This is a genomic window from Niveibacterium microcysteis (assembly GCF_017161445.1).
GTDB classification, from domain to species: Bacteria; Pseudomonadota; Gammaproteobacteria; order Burkholderiales; family Rhodocyclaceae; genus Niveibacterium; species Niveibacterium microcysteis.
Window position 1 is genome coordinate 3,482,666 of the sequence record NZ_CP071060.1, and the last position, 19,565, is coordinate 3,502,230.

19 protein-coding genes are annotated in these 19,565 nt (G+C 66.0%); 9 read left to right on the plus strand and 10 right to left on the minus strand.

Features of this window, described 5'->3' with window-relative positions; genetic code table 11:
* Positions 1-71 precede the first annotated feature (71 nt).
* A complete protein-coding gene (gene bioB, locus JY500_RS15820; protein WP_206253760.1) occupies positions 72-1,061 on the plus strand; it encodes a biotin synthase BioB in 990 nt (329 codons plus the stop codon).
* 14 nt (positions 1,062-1,075) lie between these two features.
* On the opposite strand, the gene JY500_RS15825 is transcribed toward bioB, so the two are convergent.
* The 5 genes from JY500_RS15825 to JY500_RS15845 all read right to left on the minus strand — a co-directional run bounded on the left by JY500_RS15825 (position 1,076) and on the right by JY500_RS15845 (position 7,073).
* Positions 1,076-1,630: a BRO-N domain-containing protein gene (locus JY500_RS15825; protein WP_206253761.1), complete on the minus strand. Its 555-nt coding sequence runs from the start codon at positions 1,628-1,630 to the stop codon at positions 1,076-1,078.
* A gap of 14 nt (positions 1,631-1,644) precedes the next feature.
* Positions 1,645-3,651 (minus strand): GGDEF domain-containing protein, encoded by a 2,007-nt coding sequence (locus JY500_RS15830; RefSeq protein WP_206253762.1) that lies wholly within the window; start codon positions 3,649-3,651, stop codon positions 1,645-1,647.
* 179 nt (positions 3,652-3,830) lie between these two features.
* Positions 3,831-4,781 (minus strand): alpha/beta hydrolase family protein, encoded by a 951-nt coding sequence (locus JY500_RS15835; RefSeq protein ID WP_206253763.1) that lies wholly within the window; start codon positions 4,779-4,781, stop codon positions 3,831-3,833.
* A gap of 108 nt (positions 4,782-4,889) precedes the next feature.
* Positions 4,890-6,170, minus strand: coding sequence for a glycerate kinase type-2 family protein (locus JY500_RS15840; RefSeq protein ID WP_206253764.1), 1,281 nt, complete (start codon positions 6,168-6,170; stop codon positions 4,890-4,892).
* A 33-nt stretch (positions 6,171-6,203) separates the two neighbouring features.
* Entirely contained in the window at positions 6,204-7,073 is an 870-nt protein-coding gene (locus JY500_RS15845) for a LysR substrate-binding domain-containing protein (RefSeq protein WP_206253765.1), read from the minus strand.
* 52 nt (positions 7,074-7,125) lie between these two features.
* Here JY500_RS15845 and JY500_RS15850 point away from each other — a divergent pair, with 52 nt between their 5' ends.
* From JY500_RS15850 to JY500_RS15865, 4 genes are all read left to right on the plus strand, one after another.
* Positions 7,126-8,022, plus strand: coding sequence for a methyltransferase domain-containing protein (locus JY500_RS15850; protein WP_172197324.1), 897 nt, complete (start codon positions 7,126-7,128; stop codon positions 8,020-8,022).
* Positions 8,022-8,684, plus strand: coding sequence for a pyrimidine 5'-nucleotidase (locus JY500_RS15855; protein ID WP_206253766.1), 663 nt, complete (start codon positions 8,022-8,024; stop codon positions 8,682-8,684). The genes JY500_RS15850 and JY500_RS15855 overlap by 1 nt, the downstream gene beginning before the upstream one ends.
* 84 nt (positions 8,685-8,768) lie before the next feature.
* On the plus strand, positions 8,769-9,878 hold the full coding sequence (locus JY500_RS15860; RefSeq protein WP_206253767.1) for a DUF2235 domain-containing protein: 1,110 nt from the start codon (positions 8,769-8,771) through the stop codon (positions 9,876-9,878).
* Positions 9,875-10,822: a hypothetical protein gene (locus JY500_RS15865; RefSeq protein WP_206253768.1), complete on the plus strand. Its 948-nt coding sequence runs from the start codon at positions 9,875-9,877 to the stop codon at positions 10,820-10,822. The genes JY500_RS15860 and JY500_RS15865 overlap by 4 nt, the downstream gene beginning before the upstream one ends.
* Here JY500_RS15865 and JY500_RS15870 read toward each other — a convergent pair whose 3' ends face one another.
* The 3 genes from JY500_RS15870 to yihA all read right to left on the minus strand — a co-directional run bounded on the left by JY500_RS15870 (position 10,823) and on the right by yihA (position 13,140).
* Positions 10,823-11,290, minus strand: a complete 468-nt coding sequence (locus JY500_RS15870; protein ID WP_206253769.1) for a GNAT family N-acetyltransferase — start codon at positions 11,288-11,290, stop codon at positions 10,823-10,825.
* 41 nt (positions 11,291-11,331) lie between these two features.
* Positions 11,332-12,357, minus strand: a complete 1,026-nt coding sequence (gene hemB / locus JY500_RS15875) for a porphobilinogen synthase (protein WP_206253770.1) — start codon at positions 12,355-12,357, stop codon at positions 11,332-11,334.
* A gap of 132 nt (positions 12,358-12,489) precedes the next feature.
* Positions 12,490-13,140 carry a ribosome biogenesis GTP-binding protein YihA/YsxC gene (gene yihA / locus JY500_RS15880; RefSeq protein ID WP_172197309.1) on the minus strand — a complete coding sequence of 217 codons (651 nt, stop codon included), beginning with the start codon at positions 13,138-13,140 and terminating at the stop codon, positions 12,490-12,492.
* Positions 13,141-13,266: 126 nt separating this feature from the next.
* Between yihA and JY500_RS15885 the strand changes: the two genes are divergently transcribed.
* From JY500_RS15885 to JY500_RS15900, 4 genes are all read left to right on the plus strand, one after another.
* Positions 13,267-13,908, plus strand: a complete 642-nt coding sequence (locus tag JY500_RS15885) for a c-type cytochrome (protein ID WP_172197306.1) — start codon at positions 13,267-13,269, stop codon at positions 13,906-13,908.
* 180 nt (positions 13,909-14,088) lie between these two features.
* Complete coding sequence (locus JY500_RS15890; protein ID WP_206253771.1) at positions 14,089-16,116, plus strand: cytochrome c biogenesis protein ResB; 2,028 nt, start codon at positions 14,089-14,091, stop codon at positions 16,114-16,116.
* Complete coding sequence (gene ccsB, locus JY500_RS15895) at positions 16,113-17,258, plus strand: c-type cytochrome biogenesis protein CcsB (RefSeq protein WP_206253772.1); 1,146 nt, start codon at positions 16,113-16,115, stop codon at positions 17,256-17,258. The genes JY500_RS15890 and ccsB overlap by 4 nt, the downstream gene beginning before the upstream one ends.
* 9 nt (positions 17,259-17,267) lie before the next feature.
* Complete coding sequence (locus tag JY500_RS15900; RefSeq protein ID WP_206253773.1) at positions 17,268-17,810, plus strand: DUF4124 domain-containing protein; 543 nt, start codon at positions 17,268-17,270, stop codon at positions 17,808-17,810.
* A gap of 7 nt (positions 17,811-17,817) precedes the next feature.
* On the opposite strand, the gene JY500_RS15905 is transcribed toward JY500_RS15900, so the two are convergent.
* Together JY500_RS15905 and tagF are read right to left on the minus strand one after the other, a co-directional pair.
* Positions 17,818-18,582, minus strand: coding sequence for an OmpA family protein (locus JY500_RS15905; protein ID WP_246479651.1), 765 nt, complete (start codon positions 18,580-18,582; stop codon positions 17,818-17,820).
* A 1-nt stretch (position 18,583) separates the two neighbouring features.
* Entirely contained in the window at positions 18,584-19,558 is a 975-nt protein-coding gene (gene tagF / locus JY500_RS15910) for a type VI secretion system-associated protein TagF (protein WP_206253775.1), read from the minus strand.
* Positions 19,559-19,565: the final 7 nt, after the last annotated feature.

Here is a 19,565-nt window from a genome sequence, read left to right on the forward strand (position 1 = left end):
TCCGGTTTGACACAACTCTCGCCTTTCACCGACCATTCGGTGATTGTCACACCGCAGCAGGAAGCATCCCTATGAGCTTGTCCGCAACTGTCACCGAATCAGTCACCACGGCGCCGGCGCCCAAGGCGGCCCAACGCTGGAGCACTGCCGAGGTCCAGGCCCTGTTCGACCTGCCCTTCATGGAACTCGTCTTCCGTGCGGCCCAGGTCCATCGCGAGCATTTCGACCCGAACGCCGTGCAGCGCTCGACGCTGCTGTCAATCAAGACCGGCGGCTGCTCGGAGGACTGCGGCTACTGCTCGCAAGCCAAGCGCTACCACACCGGCGTGGTGAGCGAAGAGCTGATGAAGGTCGCCGAAGTGGTGGAGAAAGCCAAGCTGGCGAAGGCCAATGGTGCCAGCCGCTTCTGCATGGGCGCCGCATGGCGCGGCCCGAAGGATCGCGACCTCGAGCCGGTGATCGAAATGGTCAAGCAGGTCAAGGCGCTTGGCCTGGAGACCTGCGTCACGCTGGGCATGCTGCGTGAAGGTCAGGCCGAGAAACTCAAGCAAGCCGGCCTCGACTACTACAACCACAACATCGACACCGCGCCGGAGTTCTACGGCAAGGTCATCGGCACGCACTCGCAGGCCGATCGCTTCGACACCATCGACAAGGTACGCGATGCCGGCATCAACGTCTGCTCGGGCGGCATTGTCGGCATGGGCGAATCGCGCCGTGGCCGCGCCGCGATGATCGCGCAGCTCGCAAACATGGAGCCGCCGCCCGAATCGGTGCCGATCAACAGCCTCGTTGCAGTGGAAGGCACGCCGCTTGCCGACCAGCCCAAGATCGACCCCTTCGAGTTCATACGCACGATCGCCGCCGCGCGCATCACGATGCCGAAGAGCTATGTGCGCCTGTCGGCCGGCCGTCGCGAGATGACCGACGAGGGCCAAGCACTGGCTTTCATGGCCGGCGCCAACTCGATCTTCTACGGCGACAAGCTGCTCACTACCGGCAACCCGGACGTCGAGGGCGATCGCACGCTGCTCGAACGCCTCGGCATGAAGTCGGTGTAGTTGCGCGCAAACGCTCAGGAGAACGGCGCTTCACGGCGCCGTTTTTCATGGGCGAACAGTACGTCACGCTCCAGCCAGCGGGCGAATTCACGCGAGCGTGCATCGTTGCGCAGTGACAGAAAGCGGCGCAGCGCGGCCTCCGAAAAGCAGATCAAGGTTTCGCCCGGTGGCTCGCGGTAGCCGAGCGCGCCGAACTGGTTTTGAAAGCGCTCATGCACCACCCGGTCGACCGGCTCGCCGAGTGCGCGCAGCACGTCGTCGGCGCACAGCCAAGTGTGATCATGCAGTTCGAAGAGGCGGATCTGGAAGTCGCGGAAGGCATACCAGCGCCCGTTCCAGCGCTTGAGGTGGCGCTTGCGCAGCCAGCGCAGCAGATCGAAGCCGCTGTGCGTCAAGGGCACGGCGATCAACACAGCCATCGGCACCAGGGCGAGCACCAGACCGACCAAACCCTGCCATCGCACCATCGGCCACGCGATCAGACCAGCCAGCACCAAGCGCAGGATCAGTTGCGCCCAGGCGCGCGCAGCGATCCACGCTTCAAAGGCTTGCCAGGCGTCGCGCAGCATCGGCGATGGTGCCGTCAGGCCGCGAGCGGCCCCGGAATCGACGGCGGTAGCGCCGCTTCGTCATTCTGCTCGATCGCCTCGGCATCGCTGAAGGCGCACACGCCGATCGCCTGATTGCGGCCGCGCCGTTTGGCCAGGAACAGCGCGAGGTCTGCGCGGTGCAGCGCGCGCTCCCAATCCGGCACACTCGGGTCGCCCGGCAGCTCCAGCGGCGAATAGCCAATGCTGGTGGTGACCCGCAGCGTTTCGCCGTAGGTCGCGATCGGAGAAGCGCCGACGGTGCGCAAGAGCCGTGTGGCCAACTCGTCGAGATGCGCGCGGCGAATCGCTGGCGCCAGCACGAGAAACTCCTCGCCGCCCCAGCGCACTACTGTCTCGCTATCGCGCAAGGCCTCTCGCAAGCGCCGCGCCACTTCAACCAGCACCGCATCGCCATCGCGGTGGCCAAAGTTGTCGTTGATCTGCTTGAAGTGATCAATATCGAGCAGGAACACCGCACGCACGAGGTCGGCCGAATCCTCCTCGCGTCGATGCGGTAGTTCGGGCGGCAGCGCTTCGAGCAGGCTGGTGAAGTGGCGTCGATTGAACAAGCCGGTCAGCGGATCATGCTTGCTCATGAACTCCAGATCGGCGTTCTTCGCCGCCAGTTGCTGGTTGGCACGCCGCACCCGGCCATACAGCAGGATCGCGATGATCGAAGCCAGGGCCAGCACCACGGCAAGCAGCCACGACGAACGGCGCGCCATCTGCTGGCGCCCGAGTTCTGCGGTTTTCAAGGCGTTGTCCCGATTGAGGAGCTCGATTTCCTTGCTGCGCTTCTCCGCCTCGTAGCGCTGCTGCATCTCGACCACGGTGCGCTGGCGGTCGCCACGCAGCATCTCGTCCTCGATCGCCTGCGCTTCGCGCACCACCTGCAGTGCATGCTTGGCGTCGCCTGCCCGCTCAAGTAGCTCGCCGTACTGGTTCAGCGTGGAGAGCACATCGCTCTTCGAATCGATCTTGCGGTAGTAGGCCACGCCGTGGTCTGCAATGCGTCGGCCATCTGCGATCTTGCCGAGGCCGATCAGCGCGAATCCGAGGTTGAGTTCGGCCGTTGCTTCGCCCGGTTCGTCCTTGAGGCTGCGTGCCAGGGCCAGCGCCTGTTCGCCTTGGGTGCGCGCAGCGGCAAAGTTGTGCGCCCGCAGGTTCAGGTCCGAAAGGTTCAGCAACACGCCAAGCTGCGCCGCCGGCCCGCCCACATCCTTCGACAGCGCGATCGAGGCCTCGGTGGCCTTGCGCTGGCGTTCGGCATCGCCCATCGCTTCCGCCGCCACCGCTTCAAGCGCCTTGGCCTGGGCCGCCAGCGCGCGCTGATTGCCAGTCTCGGCGAACCGGTAGGCCGCCTCGGCGTGTTGCAGCGCGCCGGCCGCATCCTTGAGCGTGAGCAGCAGCGACACCATGTTGATGTGTGTCTGCGCCTGGCGTCGGTCGTCCTTGGTTTCCTCGGCGGCACTCAAGGCGGACTGGAACATCGCCAGCGCTTCCTCAAGCGCACCCGATTCGTAGGCGCTGAAGCCGGCGGTGGTCGCTACCCAGTAGCGCAGGGATAGATCGGGCGAGCGCAGGGCCAGCGGCATCGCTTTGAGCACCCAGTCGCGCGCTATCCGTGAGCGGCCCTGCAGTTCGAGGATGTTTGCACGCAGCGCGTAGGCTGCCGCGAGGGTTTCGTTGTCCTTCGTGCGTACGCCAAGGTCTTCCAGTTCGCTCGCCGCGGCTTCGGCCACCGCCCTGCCACCGGTCATTGCATGGGCATAGCCCCAAGCCGCGAGGAAGACGCGCAAGTCCGCACCGCCGGATTTGCGGGCAGCGCTTTCCATGCCCGCAATCTTGCTGATCACAACATCGGAATCCGCACCGTGCGCGCGCTCTATTTCGTTGATGTCATCCGCGATGCCGGCCAACACGTGCGCCGACAGCATCGCGGCGACAAGCGACGTACCCAGGCGCAACAGGGTTCGGAAGACAACCGGGGGAAGAATCATCAGATGTGGGCGGAGGGCTCGCGCGCAGCGCTGGAGGTCGAGTTATCGGCGCCACGAGGCGTCCGCTTGAGCCCGCAGCGTGCCGCGATCCGCGTGCGGCGTCCAGCACCCCCATCGCCGACGAGCGGCATTCCCGCAAGCTTATCGCCCCACCCGAGCACCCTTTCTCGCGCCCATAGCTAGGCTGGCTGGGCCTGGGGATGCCGCCACACACGATCCGACGCACCCCGTTGTGGCACCGCCCAATCAGCTTCCGCAAGCAGGCGAACATGCGCAGCGGCAGCGAGCCACTCAATCACTTCATCCCATGCGCTGCGTGGCATTGATGCTCGAAAGAAGCCGAAATGCCCCACGTCACCTCGTGCCCAGTCGCTCGGATGGCGAACCACCAACTCCGCCGTGCCGGCAGTGAAACGTCGCTGCAAGGCGGTCACCGCGCTAAGCGGCGCATAGAAGTGGTCGTCGGATATCGCATACAGCCGAACCGGTCCGCGCATTTGCGCGAACGTGGTCGGGTGCGGCGCGCCGCGCTCGTCCAGGTAGTAGTCGGGATGGCCGCACCAGCGCGCCCACTCCAACGCGATACCAGCCGGCAAGGACACGCCACCCATGAACACCCCGGGTAGCCGCCCAAAGCTGCGCACCGTCAGCGGCATGCTCAGCGCGGTGATGGCACGCATCCGCCAGCGCCAACTGCGCGTGGGCCAATAGCCCCAGTAACCGAGTTGCGAGCCCACCGTGACCGCCGCGGCGAGGCGGTGGCTGTTGGGCAGCAGGCCCAGCATCTGCCCGCCAGCGGAATGCCCGACCGCGACGATCGGATGGGCGGGCGCGATGTCGTCGAGCATGCTCAACACTGTGGGCATATCCTGCAGCCCCCAGTCGCGGAAGCGCAGCGCACTGCCCGGCAGCATCGGATCGATCGAGTCGCCGATGCCCCGATAGTCGAAGCTCACCACGGTGCAGCCGCGCGCCGCCAGGTGTCGGGCGAAGTTGGCGTAGTAGCGGCGCGGCGCGCCGGTCGCGCTTCCGATCAGCACCGACAGGCCGACAGGCGTGTCGGGGTGGAACAGGGTCACCGCAAGCGGGTGGCCGTCGGGCGCTTCGATTCGGCGTTCTTCGATCTGCATGGCCGTGGCTCTCTCGTGGGGGATGCCTGCAGTGTGGAGGGCCCCTGAGCCGACGACAAACGAGTTCGAGCGTGGCTTCGCATGAGTTCAATTCATGCGAACACCCCATCAAAGGATCAGGATCGCGCGAAAGTCATTCACATTGGTCAGCGTTGGCCCCGTGACGATCGCGTCACTCAGGGCGCCGAAGAAACGGTGGGCATCGTTGTCGTCAAGACTGGCCTGCGGACGCAAACCCAAGGCCCACGCACGCGGCAGCGTGTCTGGCGCAAGATAGGCGCCGGCAACATCCACCATGCCGTCGACGCCATCGGTGTCGCCCGCCAGCGCGTGCACGCCCGGCAGGCCTTCAAGTGCCAACCCAAGCGACAGCAGGAATTCCACATTGCGCCCGCCGCAACCGGCGCCGCGCACAGTGACGGTGGTCTCGCCACCGGACAGCAGCACGCACGGCGCGGCGAAGGGCTGGCCACGCAGAGCGACCTGTCGCGCGATCCCCGCCATCACCTTGGCCACGTCCCTCGCTTCACCTTCGATGCTGTCACCCAGAATGTAGGGCGTGATGCCGGCGCCCCTCGCCACCGCAGCGGCGGCTTCGAGTGCCCCTTGAGGCGTGGCGACCAGCGTGGTCGACACATTCTCGAGACGTGAGTCCCCTGGTTTGATGGACTCGCCACGACCGGACGCAAGCACCGCGCGCACCGCGTCCGGCAGCGCAATCTCGTAGCGCCGCAGAATCGCGAGCGCCTCGTCGCAGGTGCTCGGATCGGCCACGGTCGGCCCGGAGGCGATGTCGCAAGGATCCTCCCCCGGTACGTCGGAAATCAGGAGGCTCACGACCCGCGCCGGATAGCAGGCCGCAGCAAGCCGCCCGCCTTTGATGGCGGAGAGATGGCGTCGTACGCAGTTGATCTCGCGGATGCTGGCGCCGCACTTGAGCAGCGCGCGGGCAATCGCCTGTTTGTCCGCCAGCGTGATGCCCGCGATCGGCAGTGGCATCAGGGCCGAGCCGCCGCCCGAGATCAGACACAGCACGGTGTCGTCCGCGGTGAGTCCGCTGACCCGCGCTACGATACGCGCGGCCGCCGCGAGGCCGGCTTCGTCGGGCACCGGATGGGCGGCCTCGACAACCTCGATCCGTTCGCACGGTACGGCATACCCGAACCGCGTGACGACCAGACCTTCCAGTGGACCGTCCCAATGGTCTTCCACGGCCCGCGCCATCGCGGCTGAAGCCTTGCCGGCGCCAACCACAATCAGGCGCCCACGGGGACGATCCGGCAGATGTGGCGGTACACAATGCGCTGGCTGCGCGGCAGCAATCGCCGCATCGAACATCCGCCGCAGCAGATCACGCGGCGCAAGTAGGGTGGTCGATACTGGTCTCATGGGCGGTTCCGGCTGCGTTCCGGCGACGCGCACTCAGGCGGCAAACAAGGTCTGCAGCCAATCGGCCACAGCCTGCATTGCCGGCCGACGGGCGTCCGCGGGGCGACACAGCATGAGGTAGGAAAACGGCGTCGGCATCGGCTCGGCGTGCAAAGCCTTGAGCCGGCCGCTTGCCAGCCAGCCGGCCACCACCGGCAGTACCCCGAGCCCCACGCCAAGCCCGCGCTCGCAGGCGGCCAACAACGAACCATAGCTGTCGAAGCTCGGACCCCGCCGGGGCGACGCGTGGGTGATGCCGGCCCAGTCGAACCAGGCAGACCACGCCGACGGCATCTGTGCGATCTGCAGCAGCGCGGTGTCGCCGCCCAGCACCGCGCCGTCGAACGCTGGGCTGACCACCGGCAACACCGCCACGCCGGCCAGCGGCGTCACATGCACGCCACGCGGCGCCTTGTAGGCGAGCCGCACCGCGATGTCCGCCTCGCCGCGCAGCAGATCGCGCTCTGCCTGTTCGGCGACGACGCGCAATTCGATCTCGGGGTGTGCACGCTGGAAATCGGCCAGCCGCGGCAGCACGAACTCGGTGCCGATGAAGGTGCCGACCGACATCGTCAGGCGTTCGATGCCGGCGCCGCGGCGCAGTTCATCCGTCGCATCCCGCAGCGATTCGAGCGCGCGCCGCACCTCGGCGAGATAGCGCTCGCCCGCCTCGGTCAGCGCCAGTCGGCGGTTGTAGCGGTGGAACAAGGGCTGGCCCACAAAGCCTTCCAGCGCACGCATCTGATGACTGATCGCCGACGGCGTCAGGTGCAACACCTCCGCTGCCTCCTTGAAGGACAACAGGCTCGATGCCACCTCGAAGGTGTGCAGCACGGCAAGCGGCGGCAGGCGACGGAATTTCATAGCGCCGATCATGCCCGATGCTGCTGCCGCGGCACAGGTAGAATCCCGCCCCATGACGATCCCGCAGGATTTTTCGCTCGACCGCCTGGCCGCCCGCCGCCATTTCGCCCGCAGCGCGCCGCATGCCGACGAAGCCGGCTTCCTTGCACGCGAAGTCGCACAACGCATGGCCGAAAGGCTCACCTACATCCGCCACGAGCCGCGGCGCCTGCTCGATGCGGGCTGCGGCATCGGGCCGGACTTCGCGCTGCTGGGCGAGCGCTACCCGCAGGCCGAACGTATCGGCGTCGACTACGCGCTGCCGCTGGTGCGCATGGCGCGCGGCGAGCGCAGCTTCTTCCAGCGCCTGCTCGGCGGCGCGCGCGACACCGACCCGCGCCTGATCTGCGGCGATGTTGAAGCCCTGCCGCTGGCGCGTGCCTGCGTTCAGATGGTGTGGTCCAACCTGATGCTGAACTGGCTGGCCGACCCGATGCCCGCGATCCGCGAGATGCATCGCGTGCTTGAGGTAGGCGGCATGCTGATGTTCTCGACGCTGGGGCCTGACACCCTGAAAGAGCTTCGCGCCGTGATGCCGGCCGGTGCCGGCGAGCGCGTGCACCGCTTCATCGACATGCACGACCTGGGCGACTGCCTGGTCAAGGCAGGCTTCTCCGAACCGGTGATGGACATGGAAACCATCACCCTGACCTACGCCGACCTCGATGGCCTGCTCGCCGACCTGCGCCGGGCTGGCGCCACGAATGTTTCGACCGCGCGGCCGCGTGGCCTCGCCGGCAAAGGGGGCTGGGCGCGCGCACGCGCGGCGTACGATCAGCTGCGCCAGAACGGCCGACTACCGGCGAGCTTCGAGGTGATCTACGGCCACGCCTGGAAGGCCGCCCCCCGCACGACCGAGGACGGCCGCTCGGTGATCCAGTTCAAGCCACGCCCGGAGAGCGGTAGCTGATGGCCGCCACCCGTCACGCACCCGCCAGCCGTGTGTGGCTGTTCGATCTCGACAACACGCTGCATGACGCGAGCCCGCACATCTTTCCGCACATCAATCGGTCCATGACCGATTACCTGATGCGTCATCTGCAGCTCGACGAAGCGGCCGCCGACGCGCTGCGGATGGACTACTGGCATCGCTACGGCGCCACCCTGCTTGGCCTGATGCGCAACCACGGCACCGATCCGGCGCACTTCCTCCGCGAGACACATCAGTTCCCGCAGCTTGGCCGCATGCTCGTCTTCAATCGCGCACTTGCTGGTCGGCTGCGGCAGCTGCCGGGCCGCAAAGTGTTGTTCTCCAACGCGCCGGCGGCCTACGCCCAAGCGGTACTACGCGGCATCGGGCTTGAGCGCAGCTTTGAGGCGGTGTTCGGTATCGAGCAGCTCGGCCTCCAGCCCAAGCCGCAGACCCGCGCTTTTCGCCGGGTGCTGCACACGCTGCGCCTGCCCGCACACCGCTGTGTGCTGGTGGAAGACACCTTGCCCAACCTGCGCGCCGCCAAAGCGCTGGGCATGGGCACGGTGTGGATCAACCGCGGCAGCGTGCATCCGGCCTGTGTCGACGTGAAGCTGCGTAACATCCTCGATCTGCGTCGCGCTGCACACCTCGTGCGATAAGCAGCGCCGCGGCCCGCGTAGCGCTTGCAAATCCAGACCGGTCGTGCCATCAAGAGACTTGGCGCCCCAATAGATCCGACCGTCATGCCCGAATCCGAAGCCCGCACGCTCGTCGTCTGCCTCGACGGCACCTGGAACGACGTCGGCTCGCGCACCAACGTCGTGCGTTTCTTCGAACAGCTGATGCGCGACGAACAGCAGCTGACCTACTACGACGAAGGCGTCGGCATTCCCGAAACCGGCCCGCGGCGCCGTCGCCTGCGTGAGCGCATCTTCGGCGGCGCATTTGGCAGCGGCCTGCTGGGCAACGTGATGCAGGCCTACCGCTGGCTGTCGACCCGCTTCCGGGACGGAGACCGAATCGCGATCGTGGGCTTCTCGCGCGGCGCCTACACGGCTCGCGTGCTGGCGTCGATGCTGGGCACGCCCGGGCTGCTGCGCGGCGGCGACGCCGCGGCCTTTGACGCTGCACTCGATGCCGTATCGCTTGCGCGCGAAACACGCAGCGCGCCGGTGCTGCCAGGCAACTGGCGCTGCGAAACGGTGCCCGTCGACTTCCTCGGCGTGTGGGATACCGTCGGCGCGCTGGGCGTGCCGACACTGAACCTGAGCTGGCCGCCGATCGGCCGCACCCGGCTCAGGTTTGGCAATACCCAACTGCCCGACCATGTGCGGGTGGCACGCCAGGCCTTGGCGATCGACGAACATCGCGCCGACTACGCGCCGGTGCTTTGGACGGGCGCCCGCGAAGGCGCCGATGTGCTGCAGGTGTGGTTCCCCGGCTGCCATGCCCAGGTCGGCGGCGGATACCCCGACGACGCACTGTGCGAGATCAGCCTGCTGTGGATGGCCGCGCAGGCCGCGCCGGTGGTGCGCTTCCGCCAGCACATCGAGGAACCGGGCGGTGGCCACTTCGCGCCACGCCGGCTGCGGCTGGACGGCAGCGAATACCTCGCGCCAACGATTGATGCGTGGCGTGACTTCATCGGCGGCCTCTACCGATTGTTCTCAAGGCGCCACCTGCGCCGCATCTGCGTCGAGGGGCTCAACGAAACGGTCCACAGCACCGCGTGGGACAAATGGAGCAACGATCCGGACTACCGGCCGCTGAATCTGGCCCACGCCGGACGCGAACAATTGCATTCGGCGAGTGATGCGGACCGCAGCTTTGCCGGGCCGGAGGTGCGCGCATGATGCTCACGATGCTCGATGTAGTGCTGGGGCTGGCGATCCTGTTCGCGGCGCTGTCGGTGTTCTGCTCCTCCGTCGTCGAAATGCTCGCGGCGCGCAGCGGACTGCGCGGGCGATTCCTGCGCGACAGCCTGTTCCACCTGCTCGGCGAGGAAACGCTCTATCGCCGCTTGCTGCAGCATCCGGCCGTGTCCCATACAGTGCGCCATCGCAGCCGCAGCGCGCCGTCCTACCTGGCGACGGAACGATTCGTTGCGGCGATGCTGGATCTGATTCCGGCGCGCGCCGCTGCCATGGGCATCAGCGGGTTTGCCGAGAGGCCGATGCCGGAAAACATGGACCCGGTCGTGGCGGAGTTCGCCCGCTCGGCCGCTTTTATCGGCGAATGCGGCATCGCGGTGGGCGATCCGCTGTCTCGCCTCGCGATTCGCAACGGTAAATCGCTTGATGAACTGCGCAAGGCACTCGGTGACTGGTTCGACAGCCAGATGGACCGAGCCGGCGGCTGGTACAAGCGCAATGTGCAACGGCTGCTGTTCGTCGTCGGCCTGATTGTGGCCATCGGCCTCAACGTGGATACCCTGCAGGTCGCGCGCGGGCTGGCCCATGATCCGGCATTGCGGATGCTGGCCAGCTCACAGGCCCAACGCGTGGCGAGCGAACGCGAGATCGAGCTCAACGCGCTGCTCGATGCGGGCCGTGAACGCGGTCTGCCGGTGGGCTACACATGCCTTGCGGAGCCGGATCGCGGCGTGGAGGATTCCTTCCGGCTGTGCCTCAAGCAATTCCACCAGACCAGCTGGCTTGAGCGGGCGCTGAAACTGCTGGGCTTTCTGCTCACCGCTCTGAGCGTGAGCTTCGGCGCGCCCTTCTGGTTCGACCTACTGCTGAAGATCAGCAACCTGCGCTCATCGGGAACGCCGGTCGGCGACAAGAAGAACGCCTGATCAGGCGGAAATGGCGCGCGCCTTCACGCGCGCGCCCACGCCATAGCTGCGGTCGAGCACGATGCTGGTGAGCGGCTTCCAGCCCAGTCGTTGCCAGAAGCTCACCGCATTGACCAGGGCAACCAGCCGGATCTCTCGAAAGCCATCGCGCCGCCCCTGCTTTTCCAGCGCCGCAATCAGCGCCGCCGCAGCACCGGCACCGCGGGCTTCCGGCAACACGGCAAGGTCATGCAGGAAAAGGTGGTCCGCCTGCGCCTGCTTGCCCAAGGGGTGGTGCAGCACGGGCGGCGCGCCGGACCACGGGTGCGCCAACAGGTAGGCCACTGCATGGTGACCCAGTTCGGCGACAAAACAGGTCTTGCGACCGCGCTCGAAACGGCTCGCCAGCGCGGCGCGGGATTCGTGGTAGTCCGGGGTGTGCGCCCGGCATTGCAAGTCAAACACCGGGTCGAGATCGCCCGGTGTCATCGGCCTTACGTGAAGCATCGGCGTTTATTTTCGGCGCCGCCTTAAGCGGCCGCGTCTTCCTTCAGCCAGCGCGCCGCGTCGAGCGCGAAGTAGGTCAGGATGCCGTCCGCCCCCGCCCGCTTGAAGGCGAGCAACGCTTCGAGCACGCAGGCGCGCTCGTTGAGCCAGCCGTTCTGGGCCGCGGCCTTCAGCATCGCGTATTCGCCACTGACCTGGTACGCATAGGTGGGCACCTGCAGTTCGGTCTTCACGCGGCGCACGATGTCGAGGTAAGGCATGCCGGGCTTCACCATGAACATGTCCGCGCCCTCGGCGATGTCCAGCGCCACTTCGCGAATCGCCTCGTCGGTGTTGGCCGGGTCCATCTGATACGTGTACTTGTTGCCCTTGCCGAGGTTGCCGGCCGAGCCCACCGCATCGCGGAACGGCCCGTAGAAGCTCGATGCGTACTTGGCCGAGTAGGCCAGAATCCGCGTGTGAATGTGGCCCTGCGCCTCCAGCGCGGCGCGAATGCGGCCAATCCGGCCATCCATCATGTCGGACGGCGCCACCACGTCGGCACCAGCCTGAGCATGGCAGAGCGCCTGCTTCTCCAGTGCGGCCAGCGTCTCGTCGTTCATCACGTAGCCGCGCGGGTCAGCCGGGTCGATCAGGCCGTCCTGACCGTGGCTGGTGTAGGGGTCAAGCGCTACGTCGGTAATCACCCCCAATTCCGGGAAGCGCGCCTTGAGCGCCTGCACCACGCGTGGCACAAGGCCATCCGGGTTCCAGGCCTCGGCAGCGTCGGCGCTCTTCTTCTCGGCACCCACAACCGGGAACAGCGCGAGCGCCGGCACGCCCAGCGCGACCGCCTCTTCCGCAACGCGCAGCAGATTGTCCAGCGACACGCGCGACACGCCGGGCATTGACGCGACCGGTTCGGTCGCCCCGGATCCTTCAAGCACAAAGACCGGATAGATCAGGTCATCGGCGGACAAGCGATGCTCGCGCATCAGCCGGCGGGAAAAGTCATCGCGGCGCATACGGCGCATGCGGATGTTCGGAAACTGGGATTGCGCAGCGGTCATGATCGTTCAGGCCAAGAATGGTTGAGCAATTTTCTCAGGAACTATTCGCAGGGATGGACTATCACAGACAGTGGATGGTGCCCAACCGTCTCCCGCTTCACCTCCCTGAGCGGGTGCCTGTTGCCAGGCGTTCTACCCCCGGTCTGAATCCCCTTCCGCCGGGGGTTTTTCTTGGTCCGGGTCGGGAATCAGCGATTCAAGCCAGTTGGTCACGACGCGCTCGGTCTCTTCCATGCCGGTCTTCTTCAGGCTGGAAAAGAGCTGCGCGGTGACTGCCGGCCCCCACTGCGCCAGCTCGCGCCGCACATCCATCAGGGTCTGCGCGGCCGGCCCGCGGGTGAGCTTGTCGGACTTCGTCAGCAGGATATGCACCGGCCGCCCCGACGGGGTGAACCAGTCCAGCAGCTGGCGATCGAGGTGCGTCAGCGGATGGCGCGAATCCATGATGTGGATAAGGCCGATCACATTGGGCCGCCGCGTCAGGTACTTCTCCAGCAGATCCTGCCACTGGCGGCGGATCGGCTCCGGCACCTGCGCGTAACCGAAGCCGGGCAAGTCGACCAAGGCCACGCCGGACGGCAGGCGGAAGAAGTTGATCAGCTGCGTGCGGCCCGGCGTTTTCGAGACGAAGGCGAGGCGGTTGTGCCCGACCAGGGTGTTGATCGCGCTGGACTTTCCGGCGTTGGAGCGCCCGACAAAGGCGATTTCGGGCTCGGACGAATCCGGCAAAGCGTTGGGCTTGGCGAAGGACGTCTCGAAACGGGCGTGGCGGAAAATTGACATGGATCGGGCCGGAAATGGCCAAGCCGCCGACGGGCACGAGATTGTGCGGCAGGCGGTACATGGCGGTGCAGCGTGGGGCTGTATTAGAATATCAGGTTTGAAGACCGACACGGGTTTGAGGGGACCATGTTGAAGCCGATTCTCGGGCACGCACTGATTCTGAGCCTGCTTGCCGCAACGCAAGCATTTGCCGCTGACGCGGCCGCCAAACCGGACCTCGCCAAGGCGAAGCAGACCGTGGAAACCGTTTGCGTAGCCTGTCACGGCGCCGATGGCAACAGCACGATCCCGCAGAACCCGAAGCTTGCCGGGCAGCACTGGGAGTACCTGTACAAGCAGTTGCGCAACTTCAAGTCGTGGGACGGCAAACCCGCCGAACGCGCGAATCCGGTCATGGGGGGCATGGCCGCACCGCTGGAAGATGCCGACATGAAGGCCCTGGCGATGTATTTCGCGGGCCAGAAACTGACCCTCGGCGAAGCCAAGGATCGCAAGAGCGTCGAAGCCGGCCAGAAGATCTGGCGCGGTGGTATCGCAGCCAAGGGCGTGCCGGCCTGTGCCGGTTGCCACGGCCCGGCGGGCGCTGGCCTGCCCGCGCAATACCCGGCGCTGCACGGTCAGCATGTTGAATACACGGAAGCCCAGTTGAAGGCCTTCCGCGCAGGCGAACGTGCCAACGATCCGAACAAGATGATGCGCACGATTGCTCTGAAGCTGACCGACGCTGAAATCAAGGCGGTTTCGGACTACATCGCCGGCCTGCGCTGATACAGCTGCACAGGGTGTTAAAGAAAGGGGTGGAGCAATCCGCCCCTTTTTCTATTCTGGCTTCCGGAAGAATCCACCCGGCCCGACGAACAGTCTCGGCCAACCCACGGGCGGCCGGGAACCTTCCCGCTTGCCCATGCTCAAGGTGAGTGGCGCGCGACGCGCCGCAGACTGCACGCGATGAAAAAAACCTCCAACGCTCGCGCGCTGTACGAGTTGTTCAGCTCGATGCGCTTTGCGATCAGCCTGCTGACGATCCTCGCGATCGCATCGGTGATCGGCACGGTGCTCAAGCAGAACGAGCCGTACAACGCCTACCTGAACCAGTTCGGCCCTTTCTGGTTTCCGATCTTCGAGAAGCTCGGGCTGTATGCCGTATACAACGTGGGTTGGTTCCTCGCGATCCTGTGCTTCCTGGTGCTATCGACCAGCGCTTGCATCCTTCGCCAGAGCAAGCCGATGCTGCGCGAAATGCGCGCATTCAAGGAGCACGCGCGCGAGACCTCGCTGCGGCTGTTCAAGCTCCATGCTGAAGCCAGTGCAGACCGCGCGCCAACACGCGCAGCGGCTGAGGCCTATCTCGCGCGCAGCGGATTTCGGGCGCGCACGCTAGAACGCGACGACGGCGTGCTCATCGCTGCCAAGCGCGGCAGCTGGAGCCGTGTCGGCTACTTCTTCGCACATGGCGCTTTGGTCGTGATCTGCGTCGGCGGTCTGCTGGACGGCAACCTGCCGCTGCGCATGCAGATGTGGCTGGGAGGCAAGCAGGCAACGCAGGCCGATCAACTGATCGCGGATATTCCTGCGCAAAGCCGGCTCGCCGAAGACAACTGGAGCTACCGCGGCAACATCTTCATCCCGGAAGGCAAGTCTTCCGGCGTGGCAGTACTGCGCGAAGGCGACGGCGTGCTGCTGCAGGAACTGCCCTTTGACGTGTCGCTGCAGAAATTTCACATCGAACACTATGAGACCGGGCAGCCAAAGCGTTTCGCCAGCGACATCATCGTGACCGACAAGCGCAGCGGCAAATCCGAGGTGCGCACGATCGACGTAAACAAACCCTTCGAGACGCACGGCGTCACGCTCTACCAAGCCAGTTTCGACGACGGCGGTAGCCGCCTGAAGCTTCGCGTTCGCAACCTCGCGACGGGCAGAGACGCACCGAGCGAAATCACCGGCATCGTGGGTGAGCGCGGCGACCTCAAGGGCCCGGGCTATGCCTACAGCGTCGAATTCACCGGCTTCCGCGCCATCAACGTGGAAACGATGGGCGAAGCGCCTGCTGCACGCGGCGGCCTCGCCGGCCTGCAGGATCGCCTCGGCAGCGGTGCGCGCGACCCGGCGCACAAGAACCAACGCAACATCGGCCCAAGCTTCACCTACAAGCTGCGCGACAGCGCCGGGCAGGCGATCGAATTCATGAACTACATGCTGCCGGTGGAGCAGGACGGCCGTTGGTTCCTGCTCGCCGGGATACGCGAAGATGCGGCCGAGGGCTTCCGTTACCTGCGCATTCCGCTCGACGAAGACGGTCGCGTCGACACCTGGTATGCGGTACGCCAACGCTTGCTCGACAAGACGACCCAGGCAACGCTGGCAAAGCGCTTCGCCAAGCGCGCCTCGGGCGGTGCGGAAAACGCCACGCTGCGGCTTGAGGAGACTTCGCTGCGCACACTGCAGCTGTTTTCCGACAAGGGCTTTGAATCGCTCGGCGCATTCATCGACAAGACCATTCCGAAAGCTGAGCAGGAACGCGCCGCAGGCATCTTCCTTCAGGTGCTCGAAGGCATTGTGTGGGAAGCGGTCTTGATGGCGCGCGAAGACGCCGGTCAGCCTGCGCTCGAAGCAAGCCCCGCGCGTGCGCAGTACGCCCGCGACGTGCTCAAGGCGGTGGGTGACGCCTTCCACTACAACGCGCCCCTGATCCTGCAGCTCGACAGCTATGAGCAGGTCCAGGCGACCGTGCTTCAGGCCACCCGCTCACCCGGCAAGAAATGGGTCTTCCTGGGCTCGCTCTTGCTCACGCTGGGCGTGTTCGCCATGCTTTACGTTCGGGAACGCAGGCTGTTCCTGCTGCTGCGGCGCGACGGCTCAGCGCTGCTCGCGATGAGCGCGAACCGCGTGTCGCTGGACGTCGAGCAGGAATTCCTGCGTCATCGCGACGCCTTGCTGGGCAGCAAACCGGCTGCCGGAGACCTTGCATCATGACCGACCTCGCCCATTCCGTTTCACCGCAGCCCGGCTTTCGCCGCATCACCCGCGGCGACTGGCTTGCAGCATTGGCCCTTGCCCTGGGTGCAGCCTTCGCACTGCGGCAGTACGGCAGCTACATGGACGTCTACGAAAAGGCCATTCTGTTGCTGACGGTGCCTGCACTCGCAGTGCTCGGGTGGCACTGGCACGGCCTGCGCAACCTGCTGGCCGCCACCGCCTGCGCCGCCCTGCTCGGCATTGAGCTCTACCAGCACGACCTCGCACGCGCCGAGCAGGTCTTCTGGCTGAAGTACTTTTTCAGCAGCCAAACCGCCATCGCCTGGATGAGCGCGCTGGTGTTCTTTTCGACCGGTGCGTTCTGGCTCGGGTTGCTGGCCCGCGCCCCATTTGCCGAACGCGTTGGCACCGCGCTCAGTTGGGTCGCCGCCGGAGCGGGGCTCACCGGCCTCATGGTGCGTTGGTACGAGAGCTACCTGATCGGTGCCGATGTCGGCCACATCCCGGTATCGAACCTCTACGAAGTCTTCGTGCTGTTCATCATCCTGACCACGCTGCTGTATCTGTACTACGCACGGCACTACGCAACAAACAAGCTCGGCGCCTTCGTGATGCCGGTGGTGGCCGCGGCCGTCGGATTTCTGCTCTGGTACAGCTTCAGCCGCGACGCGCATGAGATCCAGCCGCTGATCCCGGCCCTGCAGTCCTACTGGATGAAGATCCATGTGCCGGCCAACTTCGTCGGCTACGGCGCCTTCGCGCTCGCATCGATGGTTGGTGTGGCCTATCTGTGTGCATCGCGCGGCCTGCTGGCGAGCCGCCTGCCCAGCGTCGCGGTGCTCGACGATCTGATGTATCGGGCGATTGGCATCGGCTTCGCGTTCTTCACCGTGGCCACGATACTCGGGGCGCTGTGGGCCGCTGAGGCGTGGGGCACATACTGGCAGTGGGACCCGAAGGAAACCTGGGCCCTCATCGTCTGGCTCAACTACGCGGCCTGGCTGCACATGCGACTGACCAAGGGACTGCGCGGTGCCGTGCTGGCCTGGTGGGCCATCATCGGCCTGCTGGTCACCAGTTTCGCCTTCCTCGGCGTTAACATGTTCTTGTCGGGCCTGCATTCCTACGGCTCGCTTTGAGCGAAGACCATGCGCGCTGCCGCCACCCTGCTTCTGCTTGCACTACTTGCGCCGACCGTGGCGCAAGCCGAGGTATGGAAGTGGACCGACAGCGCCGGCCAAACCCATTACGGTGACAGCCCACCACCGGGGGTGAAAGCAAGCAAGGTGGGGGACGCGGGCGTGTCGGTCATCCCCTCGACGCCCACGCCCGAAGCGGCCGCCCCGGCTCCGGCCTCAGCCAGCCCCGCGCGCGCCGCGCCAACGGCCGAGCGCCCGGCGAGCAACACCACCAGCCATGAGGCTGCAGCAGAGCGCGAAGCCAAGCGGCAAAGAATGATCGAACGCTGCGAACGCGAGCGGGGTGTTGATTGCGAATACGCGGTGGACGGCATGCTCGACGGCACGCCGCCGGCGAACAGCGCGATTGAAGGCCCCGTCTGGATCGTGCCGACGCACCCGCCTCACAAACCGCACCCGCCGGTGAAACCGAAGCCCAAGCCCAGCACGACACCGGACGACCCACTGAACTACCCGATCGCGCCCTTCCCGAAGCCGGTCAAACCCAAGTAGCCGCGCGTCACTGCGCCAGAACGCGAAACTCGATGCGCCGGTTGCGCGCACGCCCGTCCGGCGTGGCGTTTGACGCGACCGGCCGGTCGGGCCCCATGCCGGTGGTACTCAGCATGGCCTGCTCGGCGCCTTTGGCCACCAGATAACGCTGTACTTCATTCGCGCGCGCCTGCGACAAGGCCAGGTTGCTGGTACGCGAACCGTCGCTGTCGGTGTGACCAATAATCTCCACCCGACGGCCGCGCACGCTCAGCAGCGCCTTGGCCATCTCGTCGAGGATCGCCTGCCCTGCCTGGGTCAATGTGGCCTTGCCGCTTTCAAACTCCACGATCCGGTTGCCGAGCGTGTCGTCGAGCAACTGCTGTTCGCTGGCAGCCACGGCGAGGCCGTTCTTCACCACGAACTGGTTGTTGAAGCTGCTCGCGACATCGCTCGCCACTGTCTTTCGCTGCGCATCGCTCGACACGGTGCCGTTGAGGGCGACCTGCGTCCCATCGACACTCAGACTGCCGGCGCTCACCGTCTTGAGCTGCGGCCCGATTGAGCGCTGCACCTGTTCGGCCCAGCGCGGCGGCGCGACCACGCCGCCAACGGTGATCTGATCAACCACCCGCGCCGCGCCGAAAACCTCACGCAGCCGCGCGAGAATCGCCGCTTTCGACGCATCGTCAGGCACAGCGCCGGTCGCCACGATCGGCGCGTCCTGGGTCGTCGCGGCAACGGCACCCCACGACGCCATGCCCAGCACGATCGCCGCAGCGAATCGGAGCAAGTTAGCGTCCAAGGAAGGCCTCACTGAAGGTATCCGCGGCCTGCCGCAATGAGAGCCGCGGGATGTCGAGGTAACTCGCCAGTTTGCGAATTGCATAGTCGTTATCCAGATAGTCTTCGACCCACTCTGCATCGCAGACGTCGATCAGGTAGTCCTGCGCGGCGGTCGCTGACAGCAAGGCTTCGAGCACCCGCGCATCCGCACCGGCGAAGCTCAGCATCAATTCCGGCCGACCAGCGCGATGCACATTGAAGGCCCCGACTTCGAAGTCGGAGCGGGCGAGGAAGGGCGCCACAGCGCCAGCCCACCATGTCGCCAACGCATTACGCGCATCCCCCTGCGCCGGCAACGGCAGCACCAGGCCGCGCTGCATCCGGGCGCTGGCTTGAGTGAGCAAGGGTTCGAGCAAGAGCCCAAGCGCAAGCACACTGCGGCGGAGTACCAACGGATGCCCCGCTTCGCGCAGACGCCGCTCCACATCCGCAAGGGTCAGACGGTCGTACTCCGGCATCAGCGTCTCGGCACGACCGAGCATCGGCGGCGAAAACTCGATCGCAGCCAGTTCGTCCAGCGCGGCGCGAGGGTCCTCCGATGTCACCGCTGCGTCCATGGCGGTCGCGAGCAGCCGCCACACCGTGTCGAAACACGCGGGAAACTCGGCCATCAGACCGATCGGCGACTCCGTCGGCAGCGCCACGGCGGCGATGAAGGGGAAGCGGCGTTGGGACGCATCCTGGCTGGGCACAAGGCGCCCCACCAGGGCCACAGGACTGCGCGCCCCCAGGAAGACAAAATCAACCGGCGCACAGCGGTCATAGGCGGACTTCCAACCAGGGTCGCTCGCCGCCAGTTCAAGCCCATGCGCAACCCAGGCATCAAGCGGATCAAGAATTGCGGCGCCATTGCCACTCCGTACGAAATCCGCCCGTCCTGGCAGCTTCCCGAAATAGCAGACGCGTCCGGCAAGATCAGTCATTCGCATC